General features: G+C 66.5%; 15 protein-coding genes. 7 read left to right on the top strand and 8 right to left on the bottom strand.

Features of this window, described 5'->3' with window-relative positions:
- Positions 1–13: 13 nt before the first annotated feature.
- Complete coding sequence (locus CLU86_RS19160) at positions 14–820, bottom strand: siderophore-interacting protein (protein ID WP_099742744.1); 807 nt, start codon at positions 818–820, stop codon at positions 14–16.
- Between the two features lie 91 nt (positions 821–911).
- Between CLU86_RS19160 and CLU86_RS19155 the strand changes: the two genes are divergently transcribed.
- On the top strand, positions 912–1,346 hold the full coding sequence (locus tag CLU86_RS19155) for a MarR family winged helix-turn-helix transcriptional regulator (RefSeq protein WP_099743709.1): 435 nt from the start codon (positions 912–914) through the stop codon (positions 1,344–1,346).
- Positions 1,347–1,500: 154 nt separating this feature from the next.
- On the opposite strand, the gene CLU86_RS19150 is transcribed toward CLU86_RS19155, so the two are convergent.
- Positions 1,501–3,345, bottom strand: a complete 1,845-nt coding sequence (locus CLU86_RS19150; protein ID WP_199175211.1) for an ABC transporter ATP-binding protein — start codon at positions 3,343–3,345, stop codon at positions 1,501–1,503.
- A 264-nt stretch (positions 3,346–3,609) separates the two neighbouring features.
- Between CLU86_RS19150 and CLU86_RS19145 the strand changes: the two genes are divergently transcribed.
- Genes CLU86_RS19145 through CLU86_RS19135 form a run of 3 tightly spaced genes read left to right on the top strand, consistent with a single transcriptional unit; the run spans position 3,610 to position 5,934 of the window.
- Positions 3,610–3,912 carry an iron uptake protein gene (locus CLU86_RS19145; RefSeq protein WP_099657495.1) on the top strand — a complete coding sequence of 101 codons (303 nt, stop codon included), beginning with the start codon at positions 3,610–3,612 and terminating at the stop codon, positions 3,910–3,912.
- A gap of 14 nt (positions 3,913–3,926) precedes the next feature.
- Entirely contained in the window at positions 3,927–5,627 is a 1,701-nt protein-coding gene (locus CLU86_RS19140; protein WP_099742743.1) for a PepSY domain-containing protein, read from the top strand.
- Positions 5,620–5,934 (top strand): DUF3325 domain-containing protein, encoded by a 315-nt coding sequence (locus CLU86_RS19135; RefSeq protein WP_099657493.1) that lies wholly within the window; start codon positions 5,620–5,622, stop codon positions 5,932–5,934. The genes CLU86_RS19140 and CLU86_RS19135 overlap by 8 nt, the downstream gene beginning before the upstream one ends.
- Before the next feature lie 108 nt (positions 5,935–6,042).
- Here the strand turns inward: CLU86_RS19135 and CLU86_RS19130 are convergent, their stop codons facing one another.
- Positions 6,043–6,855: a hypothetical protein gene (locus tag CLU86_RS19130; protein WP_099742742.1), complete on the bottom strand. Its 813-nt coding sequence runs from the start codon at positions 6,853–6,855 to the stop codon at positions 6,043–6,045.
- A gap of 96 nt (positions 6,856–6,951) precedes the next feature.
- Positions 6,952–8,058 carry an alanine racemase gene (alr, locus tag CLU86_RS19125; RefSeq protein WP_099742741.1) on the bottom strand — a complete coding sequence of 369 codons (1,107 nt, stop codon included), beginning with the start codon at positions 8,056–8,058 and terminating at the stop codon, positions 6,952–6,954.
- A gap of 136 nt (positions 8,059–8,194) precedes the next feature.
- On the opposite strand from alr, the gene lplT reads away from it, so the two are divergent.
- The 3 genes from lplT to CLU86_RS19110 all read left to right on the top strand — a co-directional run bounded on the left by lplT (position 8,195) and on the right by CLU86_RS19110 (position 11,111).
- Positions 8,195–9,499: a lysophospholipid transporter LplT gene (gene lplT / locus CLU86_RS19120; protein WP_099657490.1), complete on the top strand. Its 1,305-nt coding sequence runs from the start codon at positions 8,195–8,197 to the stop codon at positions 9,497–9,499.
- Positions 9,500–9,636: 137 nt separating this feature from the next.
- Complete coding sequence (locus tag CLU86_RS19115; RefSeq protein ID WP_099742740.1) at positions 9,637–10,521, top strand: DMT family transporter; 885 nt, start codon at positions 9,637–9,639, stop codon at positions 10,519–10,521.
- A 101-nt stretch (positions 10,522–10,622) separates the two neighbouring features.
- Positions 10,623–11,111, top strand: a complete 489-nt coding sequence (locus tag CLU86_RS19110; RefSeq protein WP_099743707.1) for a glutathione peroxidase — start codon at positions 10,623–10,625, stop codon at positions 11,109–11,111.
- Positions 11,112–11,251: 140 nt separating this feature from the next.
- Here the strand turns inward: CLU86_RS19110 and CLU86_RS19105 are convergent, their stop codons facing one another.
- From CLU86_RS19105 to CLU86_RS19090, 4 genes are all read right to left on the bottom strand, one after another.
- A complete protein-coding gene (locus tag CLU86_RS19105) occupies positions 11,252–11,965 on the bottom strand; it encodes a YafY family protein (RefSeq protein WP_099742739.1) in 714 nt (237 codons plus the stop codon).
- Positions 11,966–12,036: 71 nt separating this feature from the next.
- Entirely contained in the window at positions 12,037–12,432 is a 396-nt protein-coding gene (locus CLU86_RS19100) for a DUF3592 domain-containing protein (RefSeq protein WP_158236356.1), read from the bottom strand.
- A gap of 359 nt (positions 12,433–12,791) precedes the next feature.
- The gene (locus CLU86_RS19095) at positions 12,792–13,292 is read right to left on the bottom strand and encodes a GyrI-like domain-containing protein (protein ID WP_099742737.1); all 501 of its coding nucleotides are present in this window, start codon (positions 13,290–13,292) and stop codon (positions 12,792–12,794) included.
- Between the two features lie 149 nt (positions 13,293–13,441).
- Positions 13,442–14,329 carry a ProQ/FINO family protein gene (locus CLU86_RS19090; RefSeq protein ID WP_099742736.1) on the bottom strand — a complete coding sequence of 296 codons (888 nt, stop codon included), beginning with the start codon at positions 14,327–14,329 and terminating at the stop codon, positions 13,442–13,444.

The raw sequence follows: 14,329 nt of genomic DNA, 5'->3' as shown, positions 1-14,329 counted from the left end.
CTTCCCTGCCGGTTCAAGCCGTCAGGTTCTCGTGGTGGTCGGCCTCGCCGCGCTTCCAGTACGCGGCGATGCGCATGCGCTTGGCGTCCACACCCGGCTTGGAGGCCAGCACGCCACGCAGCGCGGCCATGTCGTGGTGCTCGCCTGCCGCCCAGATGTAGCCGGTGCCTGCGGGCACGGCCAGCGCCTGCGCAGCCTCGGTCAGCGAATTCACCCAGGCCACGTCCAGCTGCGCCGCCGATGCCAGCGTGCGCTGGTCTTGCGGGTTGCGCAGCTGCACGCGCACCACGGCGCGGGTGGTGGCAGGCAGCTCGGCCAGGCGGCGGGCCATGGCGGGCAACGCGGTTTCATCGCCCAGCAGCCAGTGCCAGTCAAACCCCACCGGAATCACCAGGCTGCCGCGCGGCCCTGCAATGCCCGCCCACTGGCCCACCTGCACAGCGGCCGCCCAGTCCGATGCGGGCCCGGCATCGTGCAAAGCCACCTCGATATCGAGCGTGCCCTGCGCCGCATCGAAGTGGGCGGGCGTGTAGTCGCGCAGCACCGGGCGGGGTTCGCTGAACTGCGGCCGCCCGTCCACCAGCTGCGGCAGGCTCGCGCGTTCTTGCCCCGGCGCGGGCAAGATGAGCTTCACATGGTCGTCAAACCCGGCGCTCACAAAATCGGCCATGTCGGGGCCTGCCAGCGTCAGCCGCACAAAGCCGGGGCTGATTTGCGTGCGGCGCACCACCTGCACATGCCGCCCCTTGAGGGCGTGGCGCACACGCTGCACGGCCAATGGGTCGGCCACATTGGCGGTGGCCGGGGTGGAAGAAGTCACAGAGGGATCAGAATGCTGGGTCACGATTTAAAATTGTTGATTAAGTCAACCAAATATCATGTATTTGGTTGACTTTGTCAACAACAAAGCCATGTCCACGAACCGCCCCGCCCAGATTTTTGAAGCCATGCACGACCTGGTGCATGTGTACCGCGCCCGCATGATGGAGGGAGTGGCCTCCATCCACCCCGAGCTGACGCACAACGAGGTGCGCGCCCTCATGTTCGTGGGCCGCCACCCCGGTGCCACGCAAAAAGAACTGGTGCAACACGCCAGCGCCGACAAGGCCCAGATCGCCCGCCTGGTGGCCCTGCTGCTGGACAAAGGCTGGCTGCAATGCGCCCCGCACGAGCACGACAAACGCAGCCGCTGCCTGCACCTGAGCCCCCAGGGTCAAGCCCTGTTCAACGCCGTGCGCCAGGCCCGCAGCACCCTGGCCGCCGACCTGCTCCAGCCCGTGCCCGCCGCATCGCAAGCCCAGTTGCTGGACTTGTTGGAGCAGTTGCGGGGGCAGTTGGGGCGCTAGCCTGTTGGGTCTTTTAACGCCTTATACGGATTCGCGTTCAGCCCATCAGAACCTACAGAACCCAAACCGTTCGGGCTGAGCTTGCCGAAGCCTTGCGCAGCGCTTCGACAAGCTCAGCGTGAACGGTTTGGTATTTTTTGAATGCAGCCGAGCCTCACTCCTCGCCGCGCTGCGCCTCTCCCAAGAACCCGCCGCTCTGGTGCGCCCACAGGCGGGCGTAGATGCCGCCCTGGGCCAGCAGTTGGGCGTGGGTGCCTTCTTCGACGATGCGGCCTGCATCCATGACGATGAGGCGGTCCATCGCTGCGATGGTGGACAGGCGGTGGGCGATGGCGATGACGGTTTTGCCCTGCATGAGGCCGTCCAGGCTTTGTTGGATGGCGGCTTCGACCTCAGAGTCGAGGGCGCTGGTGGCTTCGTCCAGCAGCAGGATGGGCGCGTCTTTGAGCATGACGCGGGCGATGGCCACGCGCTGGCGCTGGCCGCCCGAGAGCTTGACGCCGCGCTCGCCCACATGGGCCTCATAGCCCTTGCGGCCTTGCGGGTCGGTCAGGGTGTCGATGAAGGCGGCGGCCTCGGCGCGCTCGGCGGCGGCGTGCAGGTCGGCCTCGGTGGCGTCGGGGCGGCCATAGAGGATGTTGTCGCGCATGGAGCGGTGCAGCAGCGAAGTGTCTTGCGTGACCATGCCGATGGCGTGGCGCAGGCTGTCTTGCGTGACGTGGGCGATGTCTTGCCCATCGATCAGCACGCGCCCGCCTTGCAGGTCATGAAAGCGCAGCAGCAGGTTGACCAGCGTGGACTTGCCCGCGCCCGAGCGGCCGATGAGGCCGATGCGTTCGCCGGGGCGGATGGTGAGGTTGAGCGCATCGATGACGGGGCGCCCGCCGTCTTGGTAGGCAAAGCGGGCTTGCTCAAAGCGCACTTCGCCCTGCGTGACCTGCAGGGGCTTGGCACCGGGGGCGTCCAGCACGGCGCGCGGGCGCGTCAGGGTGTTGATGCCGTCCTGGATGGTGCCCACACTTTCAAACAGGCGCGTCACTTCCCACATCACCCAATGCGCATGGCCCGCCACGCGCAGTGACATGGCCGTGACGGCGGCCACGGCGCCTGCGCCCACCTGGCCTTGTGTCCACAGCCACAAGGCGGTGCCGCAGGCGCCCAGGATCATGCCCACCACCAGCACTTGGTTGACGATTTCAAACAGGCTGACCAAGCGCATCTGTGCGTAGCCGGTGAGCTTGAAGGCGTCCATGGCGGCGCGGGCAAATTCGGCCTCGCGGTGGGTGTGCGAGAAGAGCTTGACGGTGGCGATGTTGGTGTAGGCGTCGGTGATGCGCCCGGTCATGAGGGCGCGGGCATCGGCCTGGGCGCGACTGACCTGGCCCAGGCGCGGCACAAAGTACCAGCAGGCCAGGCCGTAGCACACCATCCAGGCGCCAAAGGGCAGCAGCAGCCGCGCATCAAAGCCCCCCGCCAGCAGCAAGATGGTGACGAGGTACACGCCCATGCCCACGACCACGTCGGTGGTGGTGAAGAGCATGTCGCGCACGGCCAGGGCGGTCTGCATGATTTTGGTGGTGATGCGGCCCGCAAACTCGTCGGCGTAAAAGGCCATGCTCTGGCCCAGCATCAGGCGGTGAAAGTTCCAGCGCAGGCGCAGCGGCAGGTTGATGGCCAGCGCCTGGTGCTTGACGCTGGTTTGCAGCGCCACCAGCACGATGCTGGCGACCATGGCGGCAGCCACCCACAGCATGGCATTGCCCCGCTGGGCCCACAGTGTGGCGGGCGTGGCGCCGGCAATCCAGTCCACCACGCGGCCCAGCACGGCAAACAGCAGCGCTTCGTACACGGCAATCAGGGCCGACAGCCCCGCCATGGCCAGCACGTAGCCGCGTACACCGCGCGCGCAGGCCCAGACAAAGGCCACAAAGCCCTTGGGCGGCAGGGTGGGCTCGTGGGCGGGGTAGGAAAGAACGCGTTTCTCGAAAAATTTGAACAGCACAGGCAAGGGTCTCCAGAGGCCGCCATGGTAGTGGGGGACGCGCGCCGGCGCCCGCACGGCGACATTGGCCCCAAGGCATTTTTGCTATTAATTTCATAGCTTTTGGCGCTTATCGCACGGGCGCTTCAATCCATTTCCTCACAAAATACTGCGCCAACCGCACCCGCGCATCGCCCCAGGACATAGGGCCACAGGTGGGCAAAACGTCTTCACCAAACGATAATCGCCAATCATTCTCATTTATTTTCATCCACCCACACCATGAGCACCGGAACCCTCTCCACCCCTCGCAGGCATGTGCTGCTGCGCATTGCGGCCGCCGTGCTGGGGGGCTACGCCTTTTGCTGGGGCTTTGTGGCGCTCAGCATGGCCGGCCTGTTTGCGCTGGGCATGTCGTTCCACGACGCAGAACACCTGTGCGCCATGTTGGCCTTTTTGCTGTACGTGACGGTGTTTTGCTGGGCCTTTGCGGCCCGCAGCCTGGCGCGGGTGTGGGCGGTGCTGGCGGGTGGCGCGGCGCTGATGGCGGGCGCGGCCTCGCTTTTGCAGACCACGCTGGTCTGAGACGGGAGATCACGATGTTTCAAAACGCTCGCCAGGCGCTGACCTGGCTGCACACCTGGTTCGGGCTGGCGCTCGGGTTTGTGTTGATGGTGGTGTTCTTCTTTGGTGCACTGTCGGTGTTCGACCGCGAGATCGACCGCTGGGCGATTCCGCAGTCGCGCTTTGCGCCGCAGCCCATGCCCTCGTTTGACAAGGTGCTGCGCCCGGTGTTTGACAGCATGCAGCCCACGCCCGAGAGCGTGGAAGCCCTGCGCACCAAAACCGGCCTGCCCATGCCCGAGCGGTTTGAGACCATCCAGCGCCTGGGCGCCTACACCACCCACCGCGACCCGGTGCTGGGCGTGTTTGCGGGCTTTGAGCTGCCCGGCTCCAAGGACCACGACGACGTGGCCTGGGGCAACCGCACCATCGACCCACGCACCGGCGCAGCGCTGCCAGACGACCGGCTCAAGGTGGGCAGCCAGTTCTTCTACCCGCTGCACTACAGCCTGAACTTCCACTGGAAGGACCTGGGCACCTGGATCGTGGGCTTTGCAGCGCTGATGATGCTGGTGGCGCTGGTCAGCGGCGTGGTCATGCACCGCAAGTTCTTCCGCGAGTTTTTCACCTTCCGCCCCAAAAAGAGCACGCAGCGCAGCGCGCTGGATCTGCACAACATGACAGGCGTGCTGGCGTTGCCGTTCCACTTCTTCTTTGCCTTCACGGGGCTGGTGATTTTTGCGGGCATCTACTTCCCGGTGGCGCACACGCAGCTCAACCCGCTGCACGAGCTGCACGAAAAGCTCGAAGCCGCCGAGACGGGCCTGCCGCACGAACGCGCAGGCGTGCCTGCCCCACTGGCATCGGTCGATGCGATGGTGGCCGAGGCCCAGCGCCGCTGGGCTGCGCAGGGCATGGCGGGCGACGTGGGGTTTTTGGCACTGCAGCACGTGGGCGACGCCAACGGCTACGTGAGCGTGTACCGCGCGGGCACCGACCGCATTGCGCTGGTGGGCAACGGCATCCACTTCAAGGCCAGCACGGGCGCGCTGCTGCGCGAAGACCCGCCGCACAGCGCCGTCAACAGCGTCAACGAGTTCCTCACCGGGCTGCACCTGCAGCACTTCAGGCACTGGCTGCTACGCTGGATGTATGTGCTGGGCGGGCTGATGGGCTGCGTGTGCATTGCCACGGGCTTTGTGTTCTTTGTGGAAAAGCGCAAGAAGCAGCACGCCAAGCAAAGCAGCCAGGGCGCCCGTGCGGTGGACGCGCTGGCCACCACCACCGTCACGGGCATGGTGCTGGCTGCGCTGGGCATTTTGATTGCCAACCGATTGCTGCCTGACGCTGTGCCCGCTGGCTGGCCCAACCGTGGCAGCCTGGAGCAATACGCCTTCTGGGCCACCTGGGCGCTGGCGCTGGGCCACGCCTTCTGGCGCAGCGCGCCGGTGGCGCAGGGCCGCATGTCGCCCGCGTGGCGCGAGCAGTGCTGGGCCATTGCCGCGCTGGCCGTGTGCGCCGTGGTGCTGAACTGGGTGACCACGGGCGACCACCTCATCAAGACCCTGGGCGCGGGCTACTGGCCGGTGGCAGGCGTGGACCTCTTCATATTGACCGGCGCCGCCGTGGCCTTGTTGGCGGCGCGCAAGCTCACCCAGCGTGCGCAAGGCGCCCCGGCCACCCCGGCCCGCCCAACGACGATGAGTGCCAACACAGCGGAGACCGCCCATGCCTGATGCAGTGATGCTTGCCGCGGCCCTGGCCGCCAGTGTGCTGGGCATGGCCTGGCTGGCCCTGGCCATGGAGACGCATTGGGAGCAGGTGCGCGGCACCGCCCCCCTGCCCGCCCGCACGGTGCGCGCCCTGCGCCTGCTGGGCGCCGCGGGCCTGGGCGCCTCTCTGGCGCTGTGCCTGGCGGTGGACCATGCCTCCATGGCCGCGCTGGTGTGGGTGATGGGCCTGGCCGCCAGCGCGCTGGCCGTGGCCTTTGCCCTGAGCTGGCGCCCGCGCTGGCTGGCAGTGCTGATGCCCTGGGTGCGCTGAGCCCCTGGTGATCCATCCGCTCTTGGCTTTAAGTGTTTTATGCCTCTAGCGCTTGATGAATAAGCGCTAGCAGCTATACATTCAATAGCAAATCACAGATTTCGCCCGTCACTTGCCCTGCAACACCCGCACCGCTTCGGGCAGCGAATCCACCTGGGGCATGAAGTGGTCGATGGTGGCGCCCAGCAGCACAGCGCACAGCAGCGCACCCAGCAGGGGCTTCCAGGTCAGGCGCACAGCGGCGGTAATCCAGCCTTCGCGCTCCACCCGGGTGGCCACCCGTGCGGCAGCCACTGAAAAGGCCAGCTCCACCGCCACGGCCAGCAACACATCCCAGCTGAAGAACAGCATGGCCAGCGCCCCCGCACCGGCCAGGATGGCGGCGCCGATCAGGAAGATGGCCACCACCGGGATGACCACCACCGCGCCTTCGTCGGCGCTGCCCAGGCCTTCCAGCGCATCCCCGGCCAACTCGCCCAGGCCTTTGCCAGCATCGGCCACATCGGCGGCGTCGCCCAGGCTGGGCACCTCCGGCATGCGTGGGCCGCCACTGCGGGGCACGGCACGCGCCAGGTCGGCCACGTCCAGTGCCACATTCAAGGCGTCCACCCCGTCCACGTCGGCGCCCTCTTCCTCATCGTCCAGCAGCCGGGCGGCCCACCAGCGCAGCACCAGCAAGTAAATGCCATACCCCACCGTGAGCGTGATGGCGTAGCGCACCGACAGCATGTGCACGCCCACCAGCTTCTGCACCCAGGCCGCCAGCAGCATGCCCAGCAGCGTCAGGGTGCCGATGCACAGGCCATGCCAGCGCAGGCTGTGGCGTTGCTGCAGGTCATGGGCGACATCGCGTGCGGACAGGCGCACCGAGGTCCAGCGGCGGCGGCGTGAGGAGCGGTGGGTGGGGCGCTGGGTGGTCATGGGGCCGCACTATAAGGGGCTGGCCGCGCAAGCCCAAGGGGCAAAGTGCCACCCCCTCCCGGGGGGCTTGGCGGCGCGGCGTTGTGGCGCTCTGCCTCAGTCCGCCACCACCGGCACCCGCTGCGCCAGCGCGGTCAGCAGCTCCCAGCTCACGGTGCCTGCGGCGCGGGCCACTTCGTCGACGGGCAGCACCTCGCCATTGCTGGCGCGGCCCCACAGCGTGACCTCGCTGCCCAAGCCCACAGGCACACCAGCCTGCTGCAGGGGGGTCAGGTCCACGGTGACCATGTCCATGCTCACGCGGCCCACCAGACGGGTGCGCACGCCGTTGACCAGCACAGGCGTGCCGGTGTCGCAGTGGCGGGGGTAGCCGTCGGCATAGCCGCAGGCGGCCACGCCGATGGTGAGCGGGCCCTCGGCCGTGAAGCGCGAGCCGTAGCCCACGGTGTCGCCCGCCTGCAGCTGCTGGGTGGCCAGCAGGCGGGTCGAGAGCGTCATGGTGGGCTGCAGGCCCCAGTGGGCGGAGGTGTTTTCAGGGTGGTCGGGCGCGCTGCCGTACACCACGATGCCCGCGCGCACCCAGTCGGCCCGCACCCCGGCATCGGTGGCGTGGCGCAGGATGGCGGCGCTGTTGCTCAGGCTGCGCTCGCCGGGCAGGTCTTGCGTGGCGGTGTTGAACGCCGCCATCTGGTGGGCGATGCCGCGCGGGCCGTCGGCGTCGCTGAAGTGGGTCATGTACGAGATTTCATCCACCTGCGGCAGCGCATTCAGCCGCGCCCAGGCGGCGCGGTAGCGGGCGGGTGTGAAGCCCAGGCGGTTCATGCCCGAGTTCATCTTGAGGAACACGCGGTGCGGCACCTGCGTCTTGTGGGCTGCCAGCCAGTCGATCTGCTCGTCGCAGTGCACGGCGTGCCACAGGCCCAGGCGCGAGCAGATCTCCAGGTCGCGCGGCTCGAACACACCTTCGAGCAGCAGGATGGGGCCACGCCAGCCCAGGGCGCGCACGCGCTCGGCCTCGGCCAGGTCCAGCAGGGCAAAGCCATCGGCGCCACGCAGCCCCTCAAACGCACGCTCGATGCCGTGGCCATAGGCGTTGGCCTTGACCACGGCCCAGACATTGGCGTCTGGCACGGCCTGGCGCACGCGCTGAAGGTTGTGTTGCAAAGCGGCGGTGTGGATGTGGGCTTGTATGGGGCGTGGCATGGGGTTTAACCGGGTGATCAGCCCCAGATTCTGGCACTGCCACCGTTTATCCGCGTGATATAACCGCCGGTCACTTGCCACGGTTTTCCACATTTAACAGGGCATCAGCCCAGCTGATGCCCGCACAAGCCCATCGATGAAGCGCGGTTTCTACACGATCATGTCGGCGCAGTTTTTCAGCTCGCTGGCCGACAACGCACTCTTCGTGGCCGCCGTGGAGCTGCTGCGGGCCGATGGCGCCCCCGAGTGGCAACGCGCCGCGCTGGTGCCCATGTTTGCGCTGTTCTATGTGGTGCTGGCACCGTTTGTGGGTGCCTTTGCCGACGCGCTGCCCAAGGGCCGGGTCATGTTCATCAGCAACGCCATCAAGGTGGTGGGCTGCCTGATGATGCTGTTTGGCTCGCACCCACTCATGGCCTACGCCGTGGTGGGGCTGGGGGCGGCGGCCTACTCGCCCGCCAAGTACGGCATCCTGACCGAGCTGCTGCCCGCGTCGCAACTGGTCAAGGCCAATGGCTGGATCGAGGGGCTGACGATTGCATCGATCATTTTGGGCGTGCTGCTGGGCGGGCAACTGGTGGGGCAGCACCTGTCGGTGATGCTCTTGAGCATCGACATCCCCCTCATCGACACCGGTGTGGACACCCCGGCCGAATCGGCCATTGCGACGCTGATCCTGGTGTATGTGGTGGCGGCCTGGTTCAACACCCGCATCCCGCACACCGGGGTAGAGATGCGCCCCCTGCGCACCGACCCCTCGCGCAATGTGCTGTCCAACACGCTGGCGCTGCTGCCCGACTTCTGGGCCTGCAACAGCCGCCTGTGGCGCGACAAGCTGGGGCAGATTTCGCTGTCCACCACCACCCTCTTCTGGGGCGCTGGCGGCAACCTCAAGTTCATCGTGCTGGCCTGGGCTGCCGTGGCCCTGGGCTACAACACCACGCAGGCCTCGGCCCTCACAGGGGTGGTGGCCATCGGCACCGCCGTGGGCGCGGTGGTGGCGTCCATGCGCATGCGGCTCGATGCGGCCACCAAGGTGATTCCCCTGGGCATCAGCATGGGGCTGCTGCTCATCCTCATGGTGTTCATCAACAACATCTGGCTAGCCATTCCGTTCCTGATCTTGCTGGGTGGCCTGGGCGGCTACCTGGTAGTGCCCATGAACGCACTGTTGCAGCACCGGGGCCACAACCTGATGGGCTCAGGGCGCTCGATTGCCGTGCAAAACTTCAACGAGCAGGCCTGCATCCTGGGCCTGGGCGCGTTCTACAGCCTGTCGCTCAAGCTGGGGCTGTCGGTGTTTGGTGCCATCACCGCCTTTGGCCTGGTGGTGGCGGGCATCATGTGGCTGATTCGCCGCTGGCACATCAGCAACTGCACCCGCCACCGCGAAGAGGTGGAGCACCTGCTGCACATTGCGCGGCAAGACCACCACCACTGAGCCACTGTTCCAGGCCCCCGGCCGCACAGGCGCGGCAGGTGATGCACCGGGGATCTGCGCCACGCGGCCCAGGCGCTCAATCACTCCTTTTTTGATAGCTGCTAGCGCTTATTCAACAGGCGCTAGAACCCGATTTAATGCATAGTTTTTTGCCTGTACTGGCGTTGGTGTTCAACGCCTTTGTCTGGGGCGTTTCGTGGTGGCCGTTTCGGCAACTGCACGGCGCCGGGCTGCACCCCCTGTGGGCCACGGCGCTGATGTATACGTTGGCCGTGGGGGGCCTGCTGCTGGTGCGCCCCGGCCTGCTCGCACGCACCTTGCAGCACCCGGCCCTGTGGCTCTTGGCGCTGTCGTCAGGCCTGACCAATGTGGCCTTCAACTGGGCCGTGACGGTGGGCGACGTGGTGCGGGTGGTGCTGCTGTTTTATCTGATGCCCGCCTGGTCGGTGCTGCTGGCCTGGCGCGTGCTGGGCGAGCGCCCCACGCGCATGGCCGTGGTGCGGCTGGTACTTGCGTTTGCGGGTGTGGCCCTGGTGCTGGTGCCTGCCGATGCCTCAATCGAGCGCCTGGTGGGCCACCTCTCAGGGGCCGACCTGCTGGCCCTGGCCGGGGGCTTTTGCTTTGCGCTGACCAACGTCACCCTGCGCCGCCTGCACCAGCTGCCCAGCGAGTGCCGCATGCTGGCCATGTTTGGCGGCGGCGCCCTCATGGCCACGGCCAGCGCCTGCGCAGGCTTGTTGGCGGGCTTTGTCACCCCCGTGCCCGCACTGGCCAGCGGCTGGGTGACGGTGGCATTGCTGCTGGCAGCGGCCTTTTTGCTGAGCAACTACGCGCTGCAGTTTGGCGCCACGCGGCTGGCGGCGGGCACCACGGCGCTCATCATGCTGTCGGAGGTGGTGTTTGCCAGCGTGTCGTCGGTGCTGCTGACAGACACCGCGCTGGACGCCCGCACCGTGCTGGGCGGCGCCATGATCGTGTCGGCCGCGTTGCTGGCCACCGTGCCGTGGAGGCCAAAGCGCTGACAAACAGGCGCTGACAACAATGGGCTGACACCCCCGGGGCCTGTCCCGATACCATGGGCCTGCCCATCCCCACCCACCACCTCACCGACGGAGCCTTGCCCATGCCCCAAGACATCTACACCTTCGACGCCCAGGACATTCGCGGCCAGCGCGTGGCACTGGAACAGTTCAGGGGCCAGGTGCTGCTCATCGTCAACACGGCCAGCGCCTGTGGTTTCACGCCGCAGTTTGCGGGCTTGCAGGCACTGCACCAGCAGTACGCAAGCCAGGGGCTGGTGGTGCTGGGGTTTCCCTGCAACCAGTTTGGCAAGCAAGACCCTGGCAGCAACGACGAGATCGCGGGCTTTTGCCAGCTGAACTACGGCGTGGACTTTCCCATGATGGCCAAGATCGACGTGAACGGCGAGCAAGCCGCGCCGCTGTACCGCTGGCTGACAGAGCAGGCGCCCGGCATTCTGGGCACCAAAGCCATCAAGTGGAACTTCACCAAATTCCTCGTGGGCAAAGACGGGCAGGTGGTGCGCCGCTATGCCCCGCAGGACGCACCCGCCAAACTGGGGCAAGACATCGAGGCAGCGTTGCGCGCCTGATCACTTGTTCTATTGATCCGGCCTCTTTGAACTTGAAATACCCGTTCGGGTTGAGCTTGTCGAAACCTTGCGCGGCGCTTCGACAGCGCTCAGTGAACGGTTCAAGTGGGTTCGTTCTGGCTCAATCAAACACCGCCACATCACTGCAGCGGCGCTTCGGCGGCCCAGCAGGCGCGCTCTTCCTCCACCTGGCGCAGCAGGTCGGCCAGCGTTCTGCCAGGCTCTTGCCGAAAGCGCTCGGGCAGCACCTTGAAGGCCGCAATGCGGTCGATGCGAAAGCCCCGAAAGTCACTGCGCAGCTCGCACCAGGCCGACAAGGTCCACACCTTGCCCCAGTAAAAGCAGCCCAGCGGCCGCAGCCTGCGCAGGCTGGGGCGGCCCTGCACATCGGCGTAGTCGATCTCCACCACGTGGCAGCTTTGCACCGCCTCGCGAAGGGCCTGCAGCGTGGCTTGTGCGCGGGCATCGAGCCCCACCATGGGTGCGTACAGCGCCTGGGCCTCGGCCGCAAGCCGGGCCGCCGGGGGCAGCACCGACAAGATCTTGCCCAGCGCCCCCTCCACCTCGCGCGCAAGGCCTGGGTCCAGCCACACTTGCGCCAGGCGGGCGGCCGCCACCAGCGCGTTGGCCTCGCCCTGGCTGAACATGAGCGGGGGCAGCTCAAACCCCGCCCCCAGGCGGTACCCCACACCGGCCTCGCCCTCAATGGGCACACCCTGGTGCTGCAGGTCGGCCACGTCGCGGTAAATCGTGCGCTGCGAGACTTCCAGCCGCTCCGCCAGGAATGCCGCCGTCGATAGCCGCCGCCCCCGGATGAGCTGCACGATCTGGAACAGGCGGTCAGCGCGGCGCATATAGCCTCCGCGCATTCACTGCCTCAGCACAACGGTAGTGGCCAACCAGAGGCAAGCCGCCGTTTGGCCAATCAGAGCAGCAGCAACCCGCCCACGGCAATGGCCACGCCCAACAACATGGGCCACCAAGCGGGGTCGTCCTTTTCAAAGACGAACTCGTAGGGGTTGCGCTCATCGTAGAACACCTTGACCGGTTTGCCCGCCTGGAAGTCGTCCAGCGCCTCCTTGGGGAAAGAGCTGGATTTGTGGATCTTCTGCCCCGATGCCGTCGTGAAATCGAACTCCGCCGTGTAGGTGGTCGAGCCCTTGCGCGACCGCTCGGTGTATTTGCTGATCGGCTCGACCACCGCCGCTACGCCCCGCTTGTGCAAGGACTTGTTTTTGGAATAGTCCTGGTAGCCAAAAATCAGAAATGCCGCTCCGATCCCGACGCAGGCAATCTTCTTGAAGCCGCTGCTCAATTCCATGTTTTTCCCTCTCTCTTGTTGTGGCAGACCGCCATGGAGGGGCATGGGTGGCACAAGCGCAGCGCGGATGGCAGCGGCCCACCTCGGCCCAGCCGACGGTCGGCCGCCATTGTCCACGCATGGCATAGGGGTACAACGGTGACAGCACCGCAAGAGCCACCTTAAAAAAGGCATCGCATTGAGTGTTCCGCATGGCGATTGCGCTCTTTCCCATTAGCTTTTCAGCTATATTTTTCATAGCAAAAACACACATTGATAGCCGCAACAACGCCTGGCCTGCAGTTGTAACGAATGTTGTCTGACAACAAGCCCCTGGGAACACATCCAACGCTCCCAGGGGGTGAAAGGCACGAAAGCGCTTAACGGGGAACGGCCCCGGACTCATAAACCCCAATGTGAATGGCTACCTGATACGGGCCGCTGTAGGCCTCGAAGTCGGTACCAAAGCGGCGTTGTACCTGGGGGTTGGCGGCAAAGTAGTGCCACACCGCTGTCCAGGCGTCGATCACCAGCTGGGGCATGTGGCCCTCGGATTCGAACACCAGGTAAGTACCAGCCTCGATGTCCACCGCACTCGCGCCGGGCATGGCTTGGTGGTCTGCGGGGGCAGCAACCCCTGCCAGCACGTCAAATTCACCGTGCTGGTCTGAGGCGTAGTGGCTGTACACGCCGAACACGCGGCCATCGCTGCCCGGAGGGGGCAGCTTGTGCTCCCAGCTTTCGCTGAAAAAGCGGTCCCACAGCGCGCCGATGCGCGCGGTGGCGGGGTCGGCCTCGGCCGGGTTGGAGGTACGGGTGCGAATGCCCACCGCGCGGAATGCAGGCACAGACACCGCCCAAGGCGTGATGGCACACAACATGCAAACTCCTGTATGTTTAAACAGGTTTTGGATACTGCCTTGGGGCTACTGACACCGTTATGTCAGCAGGGTGGCAGGCGCCCCGACCTGCCGTACTGTGCCCTGACACGCCCTGGCACACACCAGGGTGGGTGCATCAGGTCAATCCATCAGCCAGCGGCGCCGCCATCTGCCTGTGGGGCAGCCTTGGCCGCTGCGAGCTTACGGGCGCGCTCCAGTTGCTGGCCGGTGCTGCGCGGGTCCATGCCGTACATGTCGGCAAACTGCTCCAGCGTGCTGCCGCTGGCCTCAAAGGCGCGCAGCAGGGCTTCGGCCTTGGCATTGCGGGCGGCCCATTCGGCAAAGGCTTCTTCCAGGATGGCGTTGGCAGCAACGTCGCGACCCACCACCAGTTCGGTGTAGGCCTCGCGGGTGAGGCCCGAGGCCTCGAACGCAGCGATCATGCGGTTGCGCAGCTTGGGCAGCAGGTCTTCGGTGGGGCGGCCCTTTTGGTTCTTGCGGCGGCGGTACACCTCCAGCAGGGCATGGTGCACATGCTCGGGCGCCATGGCTTCCACGGGCTGGCCTTGCAGGTCGTGGCGCTGCTCGCCAGCGGCCACGGTTTGCAGGTAGCGGGTCGAGCGGGTGTGGATGCCCAGCGCCACCTTGAGCGCTTCGCGCTCGAACAGTTCGGGATGAGCGGCCAGCAGGTCTTGGAAGATGCCGCGCTTGAGGGGGCGGAACACCGCGCCGAACAAGTGCGGGTACAGGCCAGCCAACTGCTCCAGTGCAGGGTGCACGCGCTGGGGGGCAGGCGCCTGGGCGGCGGCGGGCGCGCCTTCAGGGTTGCGGCCACCGCGGTCTTTGCCGCCACGGCGGCCCCGGTTGCGGGCGGCACGCCCTGCGGCGTTGCCAGCGCGGTCTGCGGCGGCAGCGCCTTCTGGTGTCGTTGCGGTGGCGCTCTCACTGGCGGCCCCAGCGAGGGCTGCCCCAGCATGGGCTGCCCCAGCGTCTGCGGGCAGGGGGGCGGCAACGACTTCAGGCACGGATTCGGTCAT

Origin of the sequence: Acidovorax sp. 62 (genome assembly GCF_002754495.1) — a bacterium.
GTDB lineage: Bacteria > Pseudomonadota > Gammaproteobacteria > Burkholderiales > Burkholderiaceae_C > Acidovorax.
The sequence above is the reverse complement of the archived record's forward strand: the minus strand, read 5'-3'. Positions and strand labels throughout refer to the sequence as shown.